The following is an 18,302-nucleotide window of genomic DNA, read 5'->3' as shown; positions in this document are numbered from 1 at the left end:
GGTGCGCGATCCCGCGGCGGCCTCCTGGCCCGGACGATGCCGCTGATCGGCAGGGGGTGGCCGGGTCAGGGGTCGCCCACGCGGAGGGCGGCGTCCAGGTTGCGGCGGCGGCTCATGGCGGTGTGCACGTACGCCCCGAGCACGGCGCACAGCCCCAGCCCGGCCGCCAGCGCCACGGGCGTCAGCAGGCCCGGCGGGTGATCGGCGACGGGCAGGCCACCGGCGAATGCCGACATGTCCACGCCCGGCCCGAGCGCGGCAGGCAGGGCCAGCCCCAGGGCCAGGCCCACCGGCGTCGTGACGAGGACGACGGGCAGCGACTCCAGCAGGGTCAGCCGCCGGGCCTGCCGGTCGGACAGCCCGAGCGTCCGCAGGAGCGACACCGCCCTGGCCCGCCCGGCCGCCCCGACGACCAGCGACAGGACGATGGCCACCAGCGCGTACGCACCCAGCGCCACCGTCACCACGACCATTGTCGTGCGGACCGTCCCGGTGAGCGGGTCGTCCTGGATGGCCGCGAGCGCCGCCTCCTGCGTCGCCACGGTGGCCGACGGCACCAGCCGCGCCAGCTCCACGGGCGAGATGTCACCCTTGATCAGCAAGGTGTTGGCCGCGGGCCAGGGCAGCACCTCCCACGGCACGAGAACGAACTGCCCGCTGGCGTAGAAACCGGGCACCGCGTCGATCACGCCCTGGGTGGTCAGCCGTACCGGCGACAGCCACATGACGTCGAAGGCGTCACGGCCGCCCAGGGCGGGCGAGAGCAGCGCGGACGTGTCCCCGGACAGCGTGGGCAGGCTGATGGGCGCGTCCTCGTTGACCCGCCGCCACTGCGCGAGGTCCACGGCGACGGCGTACGGCCGCTCCCCGGTGGCCGTGATCTGCATCCGGCCCGTCAGCGCGAGCGCCACCTGCTCGACCCCCGGGGCCCGGCGTACCCGCTCGATGGCGTCGGGCGGGATGTTCTCGACCGACGTCAGCTTGATCGGCGCGCCCACCTGCTGCCAGGACGCGAGCCGTTGCGTGGTGGTGATCCCGTCGTGGACCACCGCGGCGAACACCGACAGGCTCAGTGCGGGCAACAGGATCAGCACCGGCAGCGCGCCCGCGGACCGCTTCCTGGCCGCCCTGGTCAGCCCCAGGAACGGCAGCGCCGCCCGCCCTCGCGCGGTCAGCCGCACGAGCAGCCGCAGCGGGTACGGGTAGCACCGCAAGGTGATCAGCCCGGCCGCGAGCGTCAGCGCGACCGGGATCAGCAGCAGGAACGGATCCTGCTGCGCGGTGCCGGACGGCCCCCGGGCCCTCAGCAGGTACGCCCCCACCAGCGCGAGCACGACGACCAGCGCCTCCACTGTCACCCGCCGCGCGGACGGCCGGGCGGTGACCAGGTCGGCACGGCGCTCCTGCAGCGGTGTGCGATGCGCGAGCATCAGGCGTGCGACGGCGAAGGCCACGGCGGTGACGAGCACGACCGCCGGCCCGAGGTGCACGATCGGCGGCACGGGCCCCGGCAGGAGGAACGACAGGGCGTACCCGGCCAGGGCCGCGGGCCCCACCGTGAGCGCGGTCAGCGTGGCCCCGGCCGCCGCCACCTGCCACAGCGAGGCGCCGCGCGCCCGCGCCAGGGCCATCGTGCGCGCCATCCGGTCGGTCAGCAGCCGTACGCCCAGCGCGATCACGCCGAGCGCGACCGCGAACAGGCCGCCGAGCACCAGGTACATCACGGTCTGCGCGGCGGACAGCGCGCCCAGGAAGCCGGTGAGCAGCTGGGGCAGTCCGGTGACCAGACGGTAGCTGGTGGTGCCCGTCCCCTGGACGTCCACCTGCCGCTGGAACTCGGCGACCGCGGCTTGGACGGCCGGCACGTCCAGGGCGCTCGCGGCCCGCCCGTCGAGGGGGAGGACCCAGCGGTAGGCCAGGCCACTGGCCTTGCTGGTCAGCGCGCTCAGCCCGTCGTCGGACATCAGCGTCGTCGTGTGGAACTCCTCCGGCCCGTCCATCGGCACGACCCTGGTGACGTGCAGGACATCGGCGTCGTGGCTCCAGGAGCGGTCGGCCGGGTCCTTGGCCCGGAAGACGCCGACGATCTTCGCGGCGGTGTGCACGCTCTCGCCGAGCATCCTGGTCTGGCCGACCCGCAGCCCCATCCGGGCCACGGCCTCCTCCACGACGCCCACCTCGATGACCGGGATCGTCGTACCGAGGTACCGCATGGTGGACGGCCTGCCCGGCGCGCGGCCCCCCACCCACTCCACGCGCCGGCCGGCGTCGGACAGCCAGCCGAGGTTGACGAAGGCACGGATGTCGCTCGTCTCGTTGACGGGCGTGCGGTAGGTCTTGGCGCTGATGTGGCCGCCGGGCCCGATCAGGGTCCGCAGCGCCGCAGGAATGAGTCGACGCCAGCCGAGGTCGCGGCCCTCGAACTCCGCGCGTGAGTGCAGCTCCCCGGCGGGCAGGGCCGGCGTCCCGGTGACGGTCAGGTCGGTCCGCAGCGCGGGGGCCGCGGCCAGCGACCGGCTCAGCGCCTCGTCGAACGACGCCTGCATCGTCCTGGGCAACCCGGAGACGAGCAGGCAGGCGACCGCCGTCAGCACGACGAGCAGTGCCGACGTGCCCGCGTGCGCCCGGAGGCCCAGGGGGATTCTCACCGCTCCTCCAAGGTCCGTCCCCGCCACCCGCGCCGCGCCAGCCCGGCGACGATCGCGACCAGCACCGCCGTCACCAGGGCCAGCATCGTGGCGACGTCCGCCCACGGAACGTGGAACAGCACGCCGGGCGTGACCGCCGACGCCTGCCCGGTCAGGACGACGCGCGGGACCACCAGGTTCCCGACGACCACGGCGAGCCCGGTGCCGGCCGCGAGCGACGGCCCGATGACGAACGCCTGCTCCGTGGCCAGCATCCCGAGCACCTGGCGGGGGCCGGTGCCCAGCGCCCGCAGCACGGCGAACTCGGCCCGCCGCTCCCCTGCCGCGACCACGGCGTTCACCAGGAACCCGAGCACCGCGAACCCCAGCGCCGCGGCGAACCCCAGGGTCAGCGCGCCCTGCAGCGCACCGGCCGGCGGATCGTCGCGCAGCTTGGCCGCCAGCTCCCGCCGGTCGACCGCGGTCACGTCCCATTGGGGGTTGCGCCGGAGGGTCTCCCGCGCGGGCGCGGTGTCGGCGGCGGCGAGCCACCATTCGGTGGCGGGCCGGGACGGCTGCGCCGCGGCCAGCTCGTACGCCTGCAGCGTCTCCCAGTCGGCGAGCACGGCCTGCTCGTCCGGGGCGCTCGTGGGCATGCTCGTCACGATGCCGGCGACCGCGACCCGCACGACCCGGCCGGCGAGGCGGACGGACCCGCTCTGCCCGGCGTCCAGCTTGAGCGTGGCGGCCAGGCCGGAAGTGAGGACCACGGGCAGCGGCCCGGGCTCCCGCGACGGCCCGAAGGCGATCACACCCCGTGGGTGAGCGACGGCCCCGGCCACCTGCACGTTCCGGCCGTCCGCGCTCAGCCCGGTCAGCCTCAGGCCGGCCTGCTCGCCCGCCACCAGGCCGCGTACCGACAGTGGGTAGGTGATCGTGCCGGCGCGTCCGGCCAGCGGTGTCAGGTCGAGCTCGATCCGGTTGCCGCCCTCCCGCAGGTCGCCGAGCGGCAGGTCGCGCCACACGCCCAGCGCGTCGGACAACACCAGCCGGGCCGGCGCGGCGGCGCGTGACTCGACCCGCACGGTGAGGGCGCGCGGCCGTCCGGGCAGCTCCAGCCGGCCCGTTCGATCTCCGGCGAGGGCCGCGGACAACTGCGCGACCGTCCGCGCCGACAGGTCGGGGCGCAGGCGGAACAGCTCGCCGAGCCTGCCCGCGTCCAAGGCGAGCAGCAGCGCGCTCTCGCCGCCCACCGCGGTCGGCGCCCGGAAGGCGGGGGAGGCGGCGGTGACGCCGGGCAGCGTCGTGAACGCCGTGCCACGGCCGAGCGCCCCCAGCTCGGGCCCCTCGGACGGCCCCGACAGACGCAGATCGGCCGCCGCCCGGTGATCGGCCTGGTCGCGTTGCGAGGCCTGCCAGGTGGCGGTGGTGGCCATGGAGACGACGCCGATCGCGATCGCCAGCGTCAGCAGCAGCGCGGGACCGGCGTACTTGAGCGGCCGCCTGCTGACCTGCCAGGCGCCCAACGCGAGGGCGAGGGTGGGCCGGCGCGAGGTCAGCCGCTCGGCCAGCCGCGACACGCGCGGCACCAGGCGCAGTCCGAGCAGGCCGCCCGCGAGCAGGGCCAGGGCCGGGCCGGAGACGATCAGCGGGTCGATGCCGAGCCCGCCGGTCGCCGTCGCGGTCACCGGGGCGCCGTACCGCTGGAGTTGCCAGATCGCCAGCCCGGCCACGACCAGCAGCGCCAGGTCCGCGCCCGCCCCCTGGATCAGCCCACGCCGGCCGCCGCGGCCGAGCGCCGACTGCTCCTCCACGTACGTGCGCCGCGCGCCCGCCACGGCCGGCAGCGCCAGCAGCACGGCCGCGGCCAGCGCCGCCCCGAACGACACGAGGAAGGCGCCCAGATCCGCCTGCGGCGCCGGCCGCACCCCCGAGGCCCTGATCCAGGGCAGCAAACTGATCAGCGCGAGCAGCGGCGGCCCGAGGAACGGCGCCACGATCGCGCACGGGACCGCCACGAGCAGCGCCTCGCCACCCGCCAGCGCCGCCAGCCGCGCCGTGCCCGCGCCCCGCGAGCGCAGCAACGCCACCTCCATGCGGCGGTGGTCGGCCAGCAGCCGCGCGGTGAGCATCAGCGCGTACGCGGCCAGCAGCAGCAGTTGCAGCACCGGGATCAGCACCATGGAACGGGCCACCAGGGACGCGGTGTCGAGCTGGACGAGCAGCTCGGGCAGCGCGCCGACGGTCAGGCAGCTCACGCAGCCGGCCGCCGGCAGCCGCTCGCCCACCCGGCCGACGGCCTCGGCCAGCGGGCGCAGCCGCTCGGGCGTCAGCGCGCCGAGATCCGGCTCCGCCGCCCAGACGGCCCGCACGCCGGTGGCGAAGCGCGCGACGAACGTCTCCTGCGTCACCATCAGAGGCCCGTACGTGGTGTACTCGCCGCGCTCCACGCCCCTGCTCAGCAGTTCCTCACCGGCCCAGCGCTCACCCACGGGGTCGTCGAGCCGGAAGACGCCGACGACGCGGACCTGGACCGGGCGCCCGTCGCTTCGCGCCTTCGTGACGAACTCCCCGCCGGGCTCGAACCCGGTCGCCGCTGCCGCCGGCTCCGAGATCGCCGCCTCGACGGCCTGCCCGCCGGTCCGCGGCCACCTGCCCGCGACCAGCCGGGCGTGCCGGTCGAGCCCGTCGTGGCTGCCGAATCGCAGCAGCTCGGGCAGCTCCTCGCCGTCCTGCCCCGGCACGACGTACGAGTCGGAGCGCAGGCTGGTGGTGACGGCCGGCGGCGCTCCGTAGGCCGCGGCGAGCTCGTCACGCACCATCCGGTCGTACCGCGGGAAGGTCTCGGCGTCGACCTGGGCGCTGACCGTGGTGGTCGTCTGGCGGTACGAGGCCGTCTCCATCGCCCTGCGCACACCCGCGCCGGCGATGGAGGAGGCGTACATCGTCAACGCCACCAGCGTGGTCGTCGTCAGCAGGATCGAGCCGAACGCGGCCAGCAGGAGCAACGGCTCACCGAGCGCCCGCTTGACGACCAGCGGCCCCCGCATCGTCCTCCCCTTCGCCGATGCTTAGACCTTCGAGTCCCGGTACAACCGAGGGCAAGACCGATCACGCACCTGATACGCGCATGTGATCGACCAGAACGGCGCAGGGGAACGGACACGTACAGCCGCCCTGTGCGGGTCGGCGGTTCAGCCGTCCCGGTAGCGGGTGGCGAGCCGGGGGGCTCTGCCCGCCGAAGGCGGCGAGCTGGGCCTCGAAGACGGTGTCGAGCGTTCCTGGGAATCGCGGTACCAGGAAGCGGACGCGCCTGAACAAGGAGATCGCGGCGGAAGACATGCCCAGACCGCTTCGTCACGCGGATCAGCGGAACGCGTGACCCGGAAGTTCGACTGCCAGCAGGGCGGGCTTCGGAGTGCTCGATGCGAAGGCCGAACTGTTGACATACATCTGGGTGCGACCGCGGCGGCTTTCGCCGAATGCGACGGCCGTGGGGTTCTGCATCCCGAGACCAGTGTCGTGCGTCAGCAGCGTGGTCGTCTTCCCCGAAGGCGACACACGCACTACGCGGTCCACGGTGTTGAGTGCGGCATACACGTTGCCCTTGCCGTCCAACGCGAAGTCGTCGACCGTCTCCAGGTCGTCGTGGGCGACCTTGGGGGTGCCGGGCTGTCCGTCACGGACGGGGATGCGGACGATGGAGTCCTGCGCGGTGTTCGAGACGTACATGGCACCGCGCCACAGCTCGATGCCGTTGGCGCCGGGCATGGGTGCTCCCGCGTACGTCTCACCTGTGGGTTCCAGCAACCTGTGCTTGAACCATGGGGTGGTGACCTCGTGCCGGCCGGGCTTGATCTTCCAGATCGAGCCCCGGATGTCCGCGGCCTAGAGAACCGCGTTCCGGCTCTTGGCCAGAGCGTCGGGTGTGGCCCTGCCCGCGCTGCTCATCGGCGCGGCGGGGTGGTACGTGCACCGGGTGGTGGGCGCGCCGGAGGTCGTGTTGGGCCTGGTCGTGCGAGGGCGCAGGGGCTGCGCGGTGGCCGGCGGGGCGATGATGGCCAATGATCTGCCGCTGCGGCTGAGCCTGCGGGCGGATATGAGCGTGTGTGAACTCGCACGTCAGGCATCGGCGCGCACGCGTGGGCTTCTGGCGCACGAGCGGTACCGGTACGGTGACCTCTACCGCGATTCCAAGCTCGCGCAGAGCGGCTGCTCGGCCCGGAAGTCAGCATTTTGCCGGACGATGACATCCTGCGCTTCGGGCGATGCCAGGTCACCTCATGGACGTATCTGACGAACGGTGAGGTCGAGGACCTGAGGATCCAGATCAGCCCACTCGGACTGTGCGCCTGACCTTTGAACGGGCCAGAAACGCAATGATCGCCCGAGCTGAGCTCAGGCGATCATGTACGAAGGTGTGTGTCCGAGGGGGGACTTGAACCCCCATGCCCATCACTGGGCACTAGCACCTCAAGCTAGCGCGTCTGCCTATTCCGCCACCCGGACTTGGTGCCTGCACGCGAGACCGTCATCCCGCGTCGGCTCAGTAAGGTTAGCAAACTCTGCGGGGTGCGTCATACCAAGAATCCACGTCGTCTCAGGAGCGGCTCGAGATGGCGGAGCGCGGGGCCCGTGATGGGGCGCTCATGGGGCGGAGCAGAGGGTCCGTGGGCGGTTGTGGGCGCTTTGGGGGCAGAGGTGTTGGTGAATTTCTGGGACTCAGGTGAAAAGCCCTTGCGGCGACGTTGGGTGCTGCTACGGTTACGGACCGTTGAGGGGTGAGTCCATGGACCGGCCTCACGACGTGAGGCCGGTTCTGGAGTGGAGGTCACGTGACGCGCACGGCGGTTCATCAGACGGGGGCCATCGCCCTCGCCGGATGCAGCCTGCGTGTGACGACGACCCCGGCCCAGGACGCGGACACCGATCGGGCGAGCCGGATGGCGCGGTTCGCGGCCGGTGCCCGTCACGTGTTCCTGCGAGCGGTCACGGCCGGGGCCCTGGTGGTCGCCGGCTGGCTGCTCACCGTCCTGTTCGGCATGCTCGGCGCCGCTCCGGCGGCCGCGGACGCCTCCGCGGCGACGGCCACGGCCACCGCCGGGGGAGGGCAGACCTCAGACCTCTCCGTGACCGACGTCCTCACGGCGTCGGACAACGCCGAGGCCATGGCCGGTCGCACGGTCGACGGCCTCAACAGCCAGCGGGATCCTGGCCTGCCGGCACGATCCACCGCCGGAAAGATCCTGGACACCGATGGTCTGGTGCCCAACGGTGGTGGCAGCGGCCCGTTCGGGCCCGTCTCCGGGGACGTCGCGCGGTCGGAGTACGACCCGCGGCTGCAGGCCGGGCGCGCTCCACTGACGCGCCTGCTTCCCCCCGTCGTCCGCACAGCGGCGGACGACCCTTCTTTCTCACCTGACTGATTCCCGTCACAGGCACCGCCCGGCGTGCTTCACGTCACAGAACGCGCTTCACGGCACCGCGAAACGGTCCCGCGAACGCGTGAAAGTCGGCGGTCCCTTTCCCGAAATGCAAAGCGGCGGAGCGTGGCCTGAATTTCCCTCCGCCCGCGGGTGAACACGTCAGTTCAACTCGTTCGCGAATCCGAGGTCTCCGCTGTGCGTGAAACCTCGCACGGCCTCGGGCTGCCCGCGAACCGTTCAGGTATCCCCCCAGAACCACTAGGAGCATCCATCATGCGTACGTGGGCGAAGGCTTCCACCCCGGCGGCTCTGCTCGCCGTGGCCGTCATGTCGTTCGGCGGCAACAGCACGGCGCTGGCCGACACCTCGGGTGACGGGTCCATCGGCGGCGGCAACCAGGTCAACCTGCCGATCTCGCTGCCGATCGACATCAGCGGCAACTCCATCGCCGCGATCGGCTCGTCCGAGGCGTCCTCGAAGGGCGGCGCCGAAGTCGTCAACCCGGGCGGTTCCAGCGGCTCCAACCGCACGTCCGGCAATGGCAGCATCCTCGGCGGCAACCAGGTCGACGCGCCGATCAGCATCCCCGTCAACGCCTGCGGCAACGCCATCTCGCTGATCGGCAAGGCCGACGCCGGCTGCACGGGCGGCGCCGGCGTGCGCCACCAGGGCAAGAGCGGCGGCTCGGGCGGCAACCGTACGTCCGGCGACGGCAGCATCCTCGGCGGCAACCAGATCACCGCGCCGATCACCGCCCCGCTGAACGCCTGCGGCAACTCCGTGGCGATCTTCGGCGACGCGACCGCGGGCTGCAAGGGCGGCGCGACGGTGAAGCAGTCCGGCAGCGGCGGCTCGGGCGGCAACCGTACGTCGGGTCGGGGCAGCGTCCTCGGCGGCAACCAGGTGGTGGCGCCGATCACCGCGCCCATCAACGTCTGCGGCAACGCGGTGGCCCTGGTCGGGCGCGCGTTCGCGGGCTGCACCGGCGGCTCGAAGGTCGACGACGGCGGCCACCGGCACCACTACCACGCCCGCCACAAGGCCCCGCGCTCGGCCGGCAACGACACCGACGGGCGCTTCGGCGTCGGCAGCGGCAACCAGGTCATCGCCCCGATCAGCCTGCCGATCGAGGCCTGCGGCAACTCCGTGGGCAACGCGATCGCCGGCTGCACGGGCGGCGCCACCGTCCACCGGAGCGGCTCCGGCGGTGCGGGCGGCAACCGCACCTCGGGCGCCGGGGGCGTGCTGAGCGGCAACCAGATCGTCGCCCCGATCACCGCGCCCATCAACGTGTGCGGCAACGCGGTGGCCCTGGTCGGCCGCGCGTTCGCCGGCTGCAAGGGCGGGGCCACCGTCAAGCAGTCCGGCAGCGGCGGCGCGGGCGGCAACCGCACGTCCGGCGCCGGCGGGGTGCTGAGCGGCAACCAGATCGTCGCCCCGATCACCGCGCCGATCAACGTGTGCGGCAACGCCGCCGCCGTGCTCGGCAGGGCCAACGCCGGCTGCACGGGCGGCGCCACGGTCAAGCAGTCCGGCGTCGGCGCGGGCGGCAACCGTACGTCCGGGGCCGGGGGTGTGCTGAGCGGCAACCAGCTGGTCGCGCCGATCACCGCGCCCGTCAACGTCTGCGGCAACGCCGCGGCCGTCCTGGGCGACGCCGCCGCCGGCTGCCTCGGCGGGGCGAACGTGGGGAAGGCCGGTTACGGCGGCCACCACGCCCCGTCCACCCGTTTCGTTCGTTCGAACGCCAAGGTGGCCGACGCCAAGGGCGGGCTCGTGCCAGTCGCCGGACTGCAGGGCGACGACCTGCCGGTCGGCGTCGCGCAGCTGCCCGTCGTCGGCGACGTCTCCCAGACGCTCGGCCTGCCCGCGCTCCCCGGCCTGCCCGGGATGCCCAGCCAGCCGATGATGCCGCAGCAGCCGGAGCTGCCGAAGAAGGCGGCGCCCGCCAAGCCGAAGAAGCACCGCCACGCGGCCCCGGCCGAGTCGAAGGGCGCGGCCGCCGTCTCGGCGCTCGAGCCCGCCACCCGTCTGCTGGCCTCCACCCCCGCCGGCGGCGTGGTGACCTCCACCGCCCGCACCCTGCCGGTCGGCGACCTGGGGCTGATGAGCGCCGAGCAGCCCGCCGGCGTGACCGGGATGAACTCCGGCTCCCTACTCGCGCTCGTGGCCGGTGCGATGCTGGCCGCCTCCGCGACGCTGTTCGCGACGGCCCGCCGGTTCCGGCTCGGCCGCAAGTAAGGGATCAGAAACGACGAAACACCGTATGACGTCCGCTCACAGCCTGTGAGCGGGCAGCTGTGAACGCATTGCCCGTTCCGGGGGCGCGGCCCGGGGCGGGCAAAGCCATGTGCGCGCTCAAAGCGTGCGGCGCACCCGCATGACCTTGCGTCGCAGTCGCACGTGACGGCTCCCGTCGGGGTGGACGCGTACGCGCGCGAGCTCCCACTGACCGTACTCTGCGTGTTCGGTCAGCAGCTGACGTGCTGCTTCGCGAGTGAGATCGCGCGGAATGAAGATATCCATGTAGGAGTAGTCGAGCACAACGATTAGTCTCCAGGGTGAGTCAGGGCGCCATGCCGCTCGATGGGCCTTATTCTGCGTGCTTGTGGGTGGACCCGGAAGCTAGTGGGTAGCCCGGGGGAAGGAAAAATCCGCGAGTCGGGTTACCTTTCAGTCTGTGCCGACTCCCGGCAGGGGGATTTGCAAGCGAACAGCGAGGTAGGAAGCAGCGTGCCAGCCAACAACGGCAGCGCCGGCGGAACACGCCTGGTGATCGTCGAGTCGCCCGCCAAGGCGAAGACGATCGCGGGGTACCTCGGGCGCGGCTACATCGTCGAATCGAGCATCGGTCACATCCGCGACCTACCGGAGAAGGCCGATGACATCCCGGAGAAGTTCAAGGAGTTCCCGTGGGCTCGCCTGGGTGTCAACGTCGAGCACGAGTTCGAGCCGCTGTACGTCGTCAACCCCGACAAGAAGTCGCAGGTCGCCAAGCTGCGGCAGCTGCTGAAGGACGCCGACGAGCTCTATCTGGCCACTGACGAGGACCGCGAGGGCGAGGCGATCGCCTGGCACCTGCGCGAGGTGCTCAAGCCCAAGGTCCCGGTCCACCGCATGGTGTTCCACGAGATCACCCCGCAGGCGATCAGGGACGCCGTGTCCAACCCGCGCGACCTCAACCTCCGCCTCGTTGACGCCCAGGAGACCCGGCGCATCCTCGACCGCCTCTACGGCTACGAGGTCAGCCCCGTGCTGTGGAAGAAGGTCAAGCGGGGGCTGTCGGCCGGCCGGGTGCAGTCGGTGGCGACGCGGCTGGTGGTGGAGCGCGAGCGCGATCGCATGGCGTTCACCCCGGCCCATTACTGGGACCTGCAGGCGCTGTTCGACACGGGCAAGGCCGAGGAGCGGCCGCGCGACTTCACCGCCACGCTGACCGGCGTCGACGGCCGGCGGGTGGCGCAGGGCCGCGACTTCGCCAGCACCGGGCAGCTGAAGAACGCCGACGTGCTCCACCTGTCGGAGGCCGCCGCCGGGGAGCTGGCCGGCCGGTTGCAGGGCGTGTCGTTCGCGGTCAGGTCCGTCGAGCGCAAGCCGTACACCCGTAAGCCGTACGCGCCGTTCCGGACGACCACGTTGCAGCAGGAGGCCAGCAGGAAGCTGGGGTTCTCCGCGAAGTACACGATGCAGGTCGCCCAGCGCCTCTACGAGAACGGCTTCATCACCTACATGCGTACCGACAGCATCACGCTGTCGGAGACGGCGGTGGCGGCCGCGCGCTCGCAGGCCATCAAGCTGTACGGCGCCGCGTACGTGCCCGACAAGCCGCGCGTCTACTCCAGCAAGGTCAAGAGCGCGCAGGAGGCGCACGAGGCGATCCGGCCGTCGGGCGAGGAGTTCCGCACGCCGGGCGAGACCGGCCTTTCTGGCGACATGTTCCGCCTGTACGAGCTGATCTGGCAGCGTACGGTGTCGTCCCAGATGAAGGACGCGGTCGGCGAGTCGATCTCGGTGAAGGTCGGCGGCCGGTCGACGGGCGGCGAGGACGTCGAGTTCAGCGCGTCCGGCCGGACGATCACGTTCTACGGCTTCCTGAAGGCGTACGTCGAGGGGGCCGACGACCCGTCGAGCGACCGCGACGACGCCGAGAAGCGGCTGCCCAACCTGGCCGAGGGCGACGCGCTCAGCGTGACCCGGCTCGACGTGGCCGGCCACTCCACCAAGCCGCCCGCGCGCTACACCGAGGCGTCGCTGGTCAAGGAGCTGGAAGACCGCGAGATCGGGCGTCCTTCGACGTACGCCTCGATCATCGGCACGATCCTCGACCGCGGCTACGTGTTCAAGAAGGGCACGGCGCTGGTGCCGTCGTTCCTGGCGTTCGCCGTGGTCAACCTGCTGGAGCAACATTTCGGCGAGCTGGTCGACTACGCCTTCACCGCCGAGATGGAGAAGGTGCTCGACGACATCGCCAACGACCGGGCCGAGCGGCTGCCGGAGCTGCGGCGGTTCTACTACGGCTCCGACGGTGACGAGGGTCTCAAGGAGATGGTCACCGACCTCGGCGACATCGACGCCAAGGAGATCAGCTCCTTCCCGATCAGGGGCAGCGACATCGTGCTGCGGGTCGGGCGTTACGGCCCCTACCTCGACCGGGACGGCGCCCGGATCAACGTGCCCGAGGACATGACGCCCGACGAGCTGACGGCGGAGAAGGCCGAGGAGCTGTTCTCGCGGCCGACGGGCGATCGGGAGCTGGGGCACGACCCGGTGACCGGCCACATGATCGTGGCCAAGGACGGCAGGTTCGGGCCTTATGTGACGGAGGTCCTGCCCGAGCCGTCGGCCGAGGAGACGCCGAAGCGGCGCACGAAGAAGGCGGACGCGCCGAAGCCGCGTACGAGCTCGCTGTTCAAGACGATGTCGCTCGACACCATCACGCTCGACGACGCGCTCAAGCTGCTGTCGATCCCCAGGGTCGTGGGTGAGCTGGAGGGCGAGGAGGTGGTGGCGCACAACGGGAAGTTCGGCCCGTACCTGAAGAAGGGCACCGACTCCCGTTCGCTGGGCTCCGAGGAGGAGCTGCTGACGGTCACCATCGAGCAGGCGAAGGAGTTGTTCGCGCAGCCCAAGCAGCGCGGCCGGCGCGCCGCCGCGGCGGCGCCGCTGCGCGAGCTGGGCAACGACCCGGCCTCGCAGAAGCCCGTGGTGGTCAAGGAAGGGCGGTTCGGCCCGTACGTCACCGACGGTGAGACCAACGCTTCGTTGCGCAAGGGCGACACGGTGGAGGACATCACCATCGAGCGGGCGGCCGAGCTGCTGGCCGAGCGCCGCGAGCGCGCTCCCGCGCCGAAGAAGACGACGGCGCGCAAGGCTCCGGCGAAAAAGGCGACGGCGAAGAAGCCGGCCACGAAATCGTAAGTAGCATCAAGATGTGTTCGTCCTGATCTTCCTGGGCGGTGGCCTGCTCGCGCACGCCTACCTGTGGTGGCGGCTGGTGCGGCAGACCACCGGGCCGGGGCGCCTGCGCAGGGCGCTGACCCTCTGCCTCGTGCTGCTGTTCGCCACGCTCGTGGCGACGTTCGTGGGCACCCGGATGGGGCTGGAGAGCTGGGTCGCCTGGGCGGGCTACCTCTGGGTCGCGGTGATGTTCTACCTGGCCGTGATCCTCATCACGCTGGAGATCCCGCGGGCGGTGGCGGCGGCGTTCCTTCGCCTCCGGTCGCGCCGGTCGGCGCCCGTCGCGGTGCCGGCCCTCACCGGGCCCGCGCCGGAGCAACCCGAGGCGCCTGCGCCGGAGCAGGGCCTTCCTGATCGGCGGCTCTTCCTCGCCCGCACCGTCGCGGTCGTGGCTGGGGTTGGGGCGCTGGGCACGGTCGGGTACGGCCTGTCGAGCGCGCTGGGCGACCCCGTGATCGAGCGGGTCAGGGTCCGGCTGCCGAGGCTCGACCCGCGGCTGAGCGGTCTGCGCTTCGCCGTGGTGAGCGACGTCCACCTGGGGCCGCTCACGGGCATCGGCCACACCGAGCGCATCGTCCGCATGATCAACGGCCTGGAGGCCGACGTGGTGGCGATCGTCGGCGACCTGGTCGACGGCTCGGTGGCGAGGCTGGGGCCGCTGGCCAGGCCGCTGCGGCACCTGGAGTCGCGGTACGGCGCCTTCTTCGTGACCGGCAACCACGAGTACTTCGCGCCCGAGGGCCCCGGCGAGTGGATCGAGGAGCTGGGCGAGCTCGGCGTACGCTCGCTGCGGAACGAGCGTGTGGAGATCAGGCACCAGGGCGCCGTGCTCGACCTGGCCGGGGTCAACGACGTCGGCGGCGCCTCCGTGGGCGATCCGCCCGACTTCGCCAAGGCGCTCGGCGGGCGCGACACCCGCCGCTCGTCGGTGCTGCTGGCCCATCAGCCGATCCAGGTCTCCGAGGCCGCCCGCCACGGGGTCGACCTGCAGTTGTCCGGCCACACCCACGGCGGTCAGCTGGCGCCGTTCAACCTGGTCGTGGGGTTGCAGCAGCCGGTGGTGTCGGGGCTCGCGCGGTTCGGCGGCACCCAGGTGTACGTCACCAGGGGCGCCGGGTTCTGGGGGCCGCCCGTACGCGTGGGCGCGCCGCCCGAGATCACCATGCTGGAATTGGGTAGCTGACTTTTGGTAATGGAGTAGTCACGCATCGCCATCCTGGCGTAGTATCCGTTCGGATACTCACAGGGAGGTGGCATGGTCTCCTCGCCCATGGAGAAGGCGCTGCGGCAGGACATCGCGCCGTGGGCCAGACGCGGCGGGCTGCTGCTCCGGCAGGCCAGGCGGGCGGCGAGCCTCAACCAGAAGGTCCTGGCCAGCGTGAGCGGCACGTCCCGCACGACGCTGTCGGCGTACGAGCACGGCAGGAAGTCGCCGACGCTCGAGACGGCGGGGCGCATCCTCGACGCGGCCGGGTTCCGGCTGGCGCTGGAGGCCAAGGTCGAGTGCGCGACCCTGGAGACCCGCGACGGGCGCGCGTTCCACGTGCCGAGCCGGTTGCGGCGGCTGCCGGTGGCGGTGGCGCTCGGCGTCGCGCGGATCGGCGGCCGGTCCTACGACCTGGCCGACCGCGACCGGCGGCGGGCGGCCTACACCGCGCTGCTGTGCGAGGGCGGCCCGGAGGAGTTGCTCGCTCACGTCGACGGCGTACTGCTCGTCGAGTTGTGGGACGAGCTCGCGCTGCCGGAGGAGATTCGCGCCGCCTGGAGGCCATTGGTGGAAGAGGCGCGGGATGAGGCCGGAGTTATGAATCGATGATGTTTTTGTGCGCCTATTCCAGGTGTGTGACCTGCGCCCGTGGCCGGTCCCGTAATACCCTCAGCCCCGAGCAACCGGGAATATCCGGCTCCTCGCTAGTCTGCCCGTCTCTGCTCCCCACCTGGATACGCTGAAATCATGACTGCCCCTGGCCGTAGCCGCCCGACACATGTGCTGGCCAATGCGCCGTTCCGACGGCTGTGGACGGCCATGTCGGTGTGCAGTCTGGGTGACTGGCTCAACTTGCTGGCCCTGACCGCCCTGGCGGGCAACCTCACCGCGGGTGACTACCGTGTGCAGTCGCTGGCGGTCGGCGGCGTGTTCGTCGCCAAGATGTTGCCCGCCGTGCTGCTCGGGCCGCTCGCCGGGGTGTTCGCCGACCGGTTCGACCGGCGGCTGACGATGGTCACGGCCGACGTCGCCAGGTTCGCGGTGGTGTTGTCGATCCCGTTCGTCAACAGCTACCAGTGGGTCATCATCGCGACGATCCTGGTCGAGTGCGTCAACCTGTTCTGGGTCCCGGCCAAGGACGCGACGGTGCCCAACCTGGTGCCGAAGGGGCAGCTCGAGTCGGCCAACCAGCTCAACCTCCTGGTCACGTACGGCACCGCGCCGGTCGCGGCCATGCTGTTCGCCGCGCTGTCGGTGGCGGGCGACCTGGTCGCGGGGCTGGTGCCGTTCTTCGACGGCCGCGACGCGACCAGCGTGGCGCTGGTCGTCAACGCCTGCGCCTATCTCGTCTCGGCCGTGCTGATCTTCACCCTGCGCGACATCCCGCGGCGCGACGGCGCGATCTCCACGCCCTCGGTGCTCAAGCAGGTGTTCGAGGGCTGGCGGTTCGTGGGCGGCAACCGGCTGGTGCGCGGGCTCGTCATCGGCATGCTGGGCGCGTTCGCGGCCGGCGGCGCCGTGGTGGGTGTGGCCAAGATCTACGTGGCGGCGCTGGGCGGTGGCGACGCGGCGTACGGCGTGGTGTTCGCGGCGGTCTTCGTCGGCATGGCGCTCGGCATGTTCTTCGGGCTGCGGCTGCTGAGCGGGCTGTCGCGGCGCCGGCTGTTCGGCCTGGCCATCACCGTGGCCGGGCTCGTGCTCGTCGCGATCGCGCTCGTGCACAACCTGGTGATCGTGGTCATGCTGACCGTGGTGCTGGGGGCGTGCGCGGGCATCGCCTGGATCATCGGCTACACGCTGATCGGGCTGGAGGTCGAAGACGCGCTGCGCGGCCGTACGTTCGCTTTCCTGCAGTCCACGGCGCGGGTGACGCTGCTGCTGGTGGTCGCCGTGGCCAACCCGCTGGCGGCCCTGTTCGGCGTGCACGAGCTGGCGTTCGGCCAGCTGACCTACCGCTTCGACGGCACCAACCTGGTGCTGGTCGTCGGCGGGGCGCTCGCGGTGGGCGTCGGCGTGCTCGCGCTGCGCCACATGGACGACCGCAAGGGCGTTCCGCTGGCCGCCGACCTGATCGCGGCGGTGCGCGGCGAGCGCTTCTCCACCGAGGCGCCCGAGCATGTGCCCGGGCTGTTCGTGGCGTTCGAGGGCGGCGAGGGGTCGGGCAAGACCACCCAGTCCCGCCTCATCGCGATCTGGCTGCGCGACCAGGGCTACGACGTCGTCCAGACGCGCGAGCCGGGCTCCACCAAGATCGGTATGCGGCTGCGGGCCATCCTGCTCGACGCGGCCGAGCGGGGGCTGTCGGCGCGCGCCGAGGCCCTGCTGTACGCCGCCGACCGCGCCGAGCACGTCGAGAAGGTGATCCGGCCGGCCCTCTACCGGGGCTCCGTCGTGGTCACCGACCGCTACGTCGACTCCTCGCTGGCCTACCAGGGCGCGGGGCGGGCGCTCGACCCCGAAGACGTGTCCAAGGTCAACGCCTGGGCGACCGGCGGCCTGGTGCCGCACCTGACCGTGCTCATCGACACGCCGCCCGAGGTGGGGCTGACCCGGCTCGGCGGGGCGGCCGACCGGATCGAGTCCGAGCCGCTGGAGTTCCACGAGCGGGTGCGCAAGGAGTTCCGGGCGTTGGCGGCGAAGGCTCCCGAGCGCTACCTCGTGGTCGACGGCACCCAGCCGCAGGACGCCATCACCCGCGCGATCCAGGACCGCGTCCGCGAGATCCTGCCCGACCCCGTCCCCCACGAGTCGGAAGACGCCACGGGCACGATGCCCGCCATCCGCGACTAGCCTTCGAGCAGCAGCCTGGCCACCGCGTTGAGGGCCAGGACGATGCCGATGCCGCCCACCGTCCAGCCGAGCAGCCGGGCGGTGTTCCTGGTCAGCCAGTCGTTGATCCGTCGCAGCAGCGGCTCCACCGCGCGGTGGGCGGTCAGGCGGGCGACGGTCAGCACGATCGCCGGGAGCGTCATCACCAGGCAGTATCCGGCCAGCGTGGCCCCGGCGACCGGCCAGGTCAGGTCGGCGCCGGCGATCAAGCCCACGGCGGCCAGATAGGGCAGCATCGTGGCCACCTCCACCAACGCGGCCAGCACCGCCAGGCTCGTCAGCGCGCCCGCGCTGCCGCTGCCCGACATCGCCCTGGCCCGCCACCGCTGCACCCTGCCCGGTGGTCTGCCCTCCTGCCGCCGGGCTCCGGCCTCCAGCCAGTAGCTCAACACGATGGTCGCGAGGCCCGCGATGACCTGTCCGATTTTGAGGGGGGAACGGTGGGATGGCGGCGACGGCCTCGCGTACCGCGACCAACGCGGCGTCGGCGCCCGGCGTGAGCAGCACACCCACGCCGAAGTAGAACACCGCCACCTCCGTGGCCCTCGGGCGGACAGGGCCGCCTGGCAGTGTCGTGGATCTCGCCGGCTTCAGGGCTGGATCGACCGCGTTCCCGTGGCCCTTCTGGGTCGGGACGTGGCGGGGTTCGGTGGCGGCTAGCCTTGGCTCGTGACGGTTTTCGATGACCTCGTCGGGCAGGACCACGCGGTGGCCGTGCTGTCGCGGGCCGCGGCGGCGGCCGGGGAGGTCGTCGCG

The 18,302-nt window shown here is 72.1% G+C and carries 12 protein-coding genes and 1 tRNA gene; 7 read left to right on the top strand and 6 right to left on the bottom strand.

All coding sequences use genetic code 11. From position 1 onward, the window contains the following. Positions 1–65: 65 nt before the first annotated feature. From C1J01_RS17235 to C1J01_RS17225, 3 genes are all read right to left on the bottom strand, one after another. The gene (locus tag C1J01_RS17235) at positions 66–2,648 is read right to left on the bottom strand and encodes an FtsX-like permease family protein (RefSeq protein ID WP_111179992.1); all 2,583 of its coding nucleotides are present in this window, start codon (positions 2,646–2,648) and stop codon (positions 66–68) included. Next, positions 2,645–5,677, bottom strand: a complete 3,033-nt coding sequence (locus tag C1J01_RS17230) for an ABC transporter permease (protein ID WP_111179991.1) — start codon at positions 5,675–5,677, stop codon at positions 2,645–2,647. Before C1J01_RS17230 ends, C1J01_RS17235 begins: the two co-directional genes overlap by 4 nt. Before the next feature lie 316 nt (positions 5,678–5,993). Beyond that, positions 5,994–6,398, bottom strand: coding sequence for an SMP-30/gluconolactonase/LRE family protein (locus C1J01_RS17225; RefSeq protein ID WP_111179990.1), 405 nt, complete (start codon positions 6,396–6,398; stop codon positions 5,994–5,996). 157 nt (positions 6,399–6,555) lie between these two features. On the opposite strand from C1J01_RS17225, the gene C1J01_RS17220 reads away from it, so the two are divergent. Further along, positions 6,556–6,924 carry a condensation domain-containing protein gene (locus C1J01_RS17220; protein WP_181448801.1) on the top strand — a complete coding sequence of 123 codons (369 nt, stop codon included), beginning with the start codon at positions 6,556–6,558 and terminating at the stop codon, positions 6,922–6,924. Positions 6,925–7,050: 126 nt separating this feature from the next. Here the strand turns inward: C1J01_RS17220 and C1J01_RS17215 are convergent. Further along, positions 7,051–7,136: transfer RNA gene (locus C1J01_RS17215), tRNA-Leu, on the bottom strand. A gap of 386 nt (positions 7,137–7,522) precedes the next feature. Here C1J01_RS17215 and C1J01_RS17210 point away from each other — a divergent pair. After that, positions 7,523–8,053: a hypothetical protein gene (locus C1J01_RS17210; protein ID WP_235854493.1), complete on the top strand. Its 531-nt coding sequence runs from the start codon at positions 7,523–7,525 to the stop codon at positions 8,051–8,053. 273 nt (positions 8,054–8,326) lie between these two features. Then, complete coding sequence (locus tag C1J01_RS52165) at positions 8,327–10,294, top strand: chaplin family protein (RefSeq protein ID WP_111179988.1); 1,968 nt, start codon at positions 8,327–8,329, stop codon at positions 10,292–10,294. 117 nt (positions 10,295–10,411) lie between these two features. On the opposite strand, the gene C1J01_RS17200 is transcribed toward C1J01_RS52165, so the two are convergent. After that, on the bottom strand, positions 10,412–10,597 hold the full coding sequence (locus tag C1J01_RS17200; RefSeq protein WP_090772450.1) for a DUF5703 family protein: 186 nt from the start codon (positions 10,595–10,597) through the stop codon (positions 10,412–10,414). Between the two features lie 189 nt (positions 10,598–10,786). Between C1J01_RS17200 and topA the strand changes: the two genes are divergently transcribed. The 4 genes from topA (at position 10,787) to tmk (ending at position 17,507) form a co-directional block, all read left to right on the top strand. After that, positions 10,787–13,471, top strand: a complete 2,685-nt coding sequence (gene topA, locus C1J01_RS17195; RefSeq protein WP_111179987.1) for a type I DNA topoisomerase — start codon at positions 10,787–10,789, stop codon at positions 13,469–13,471. Positions 13,472–13,484: 13 nt separating this feature from the next. Beyond that, the gene (locus tag C1J01_RS17190) at positions 13,485–14,693 is read left to right on the top strand and encodes a metallophosphoesterase (RefSeq protein WP_111179986.1); all 1,209 of its coding nucleotides are present in this window, start codon (positions 13,485–13,487) and stop codon (positions 14,691–14,693) included. A 72-nt stretch (positions 14,694–14,765) separates the two neighbouring features. Further along, complete coding sequence (locus tag C1J01_RS17185) at positions 14,766–15,326, top strand: helix-turn-helix transcriptional regulator (RefSeq protein WP_220039955.1); 561 nt, start codon at positions 14,766–14,768, stop codon at positions 15,324–15,326. Positions 15,327–15,464: 138 nt separating this feature from the next. Next, the gene (gene tmk, locus C1J01_RS17180) at positions 15,465–17,507 is read left to right on the top strand and encodes a dTMP kinase (protein WP_111179985.1); all 2,043 of its coding nucleotides are present in this window, start codon (positions 15,465–15,467) and stop codon (positions 17,505–17,507) included. On the opposite strand, the gene C1J01_RS17175 is transcribed toward tmk, so the two are convergent. Then, positions 17,504–18,055, bottom strand: a complete 552-nt coding sequence (locus tag C1J01_RS17175; RefSeq protein WP_181448800.1) for a GAP family protein — start codon at positions 18,053–18,055, stop codon at positions 17,504–17,506. The genes tmk and C1J01_RS17175 overlap by 4 nt on opposite strands. Between the last annotated feature and the right edge of the window lie 247 nt (positions 18,056–18,302).

This window comes from Nonomuraea aridisoli (assembly GCF_003236395.1).
GTDB lineage: Bacteria > Actinomycetota > Actinomycetes > Streptosporangiales > Streptosporangiaceae > Nonomuraea > Nonomuraea aridisoli.
The sequence above is the reverse complement of the archived record's forward strand: the minus strand, read 5'-3'. Positions and strand labels throughout refer to the sequence as shown.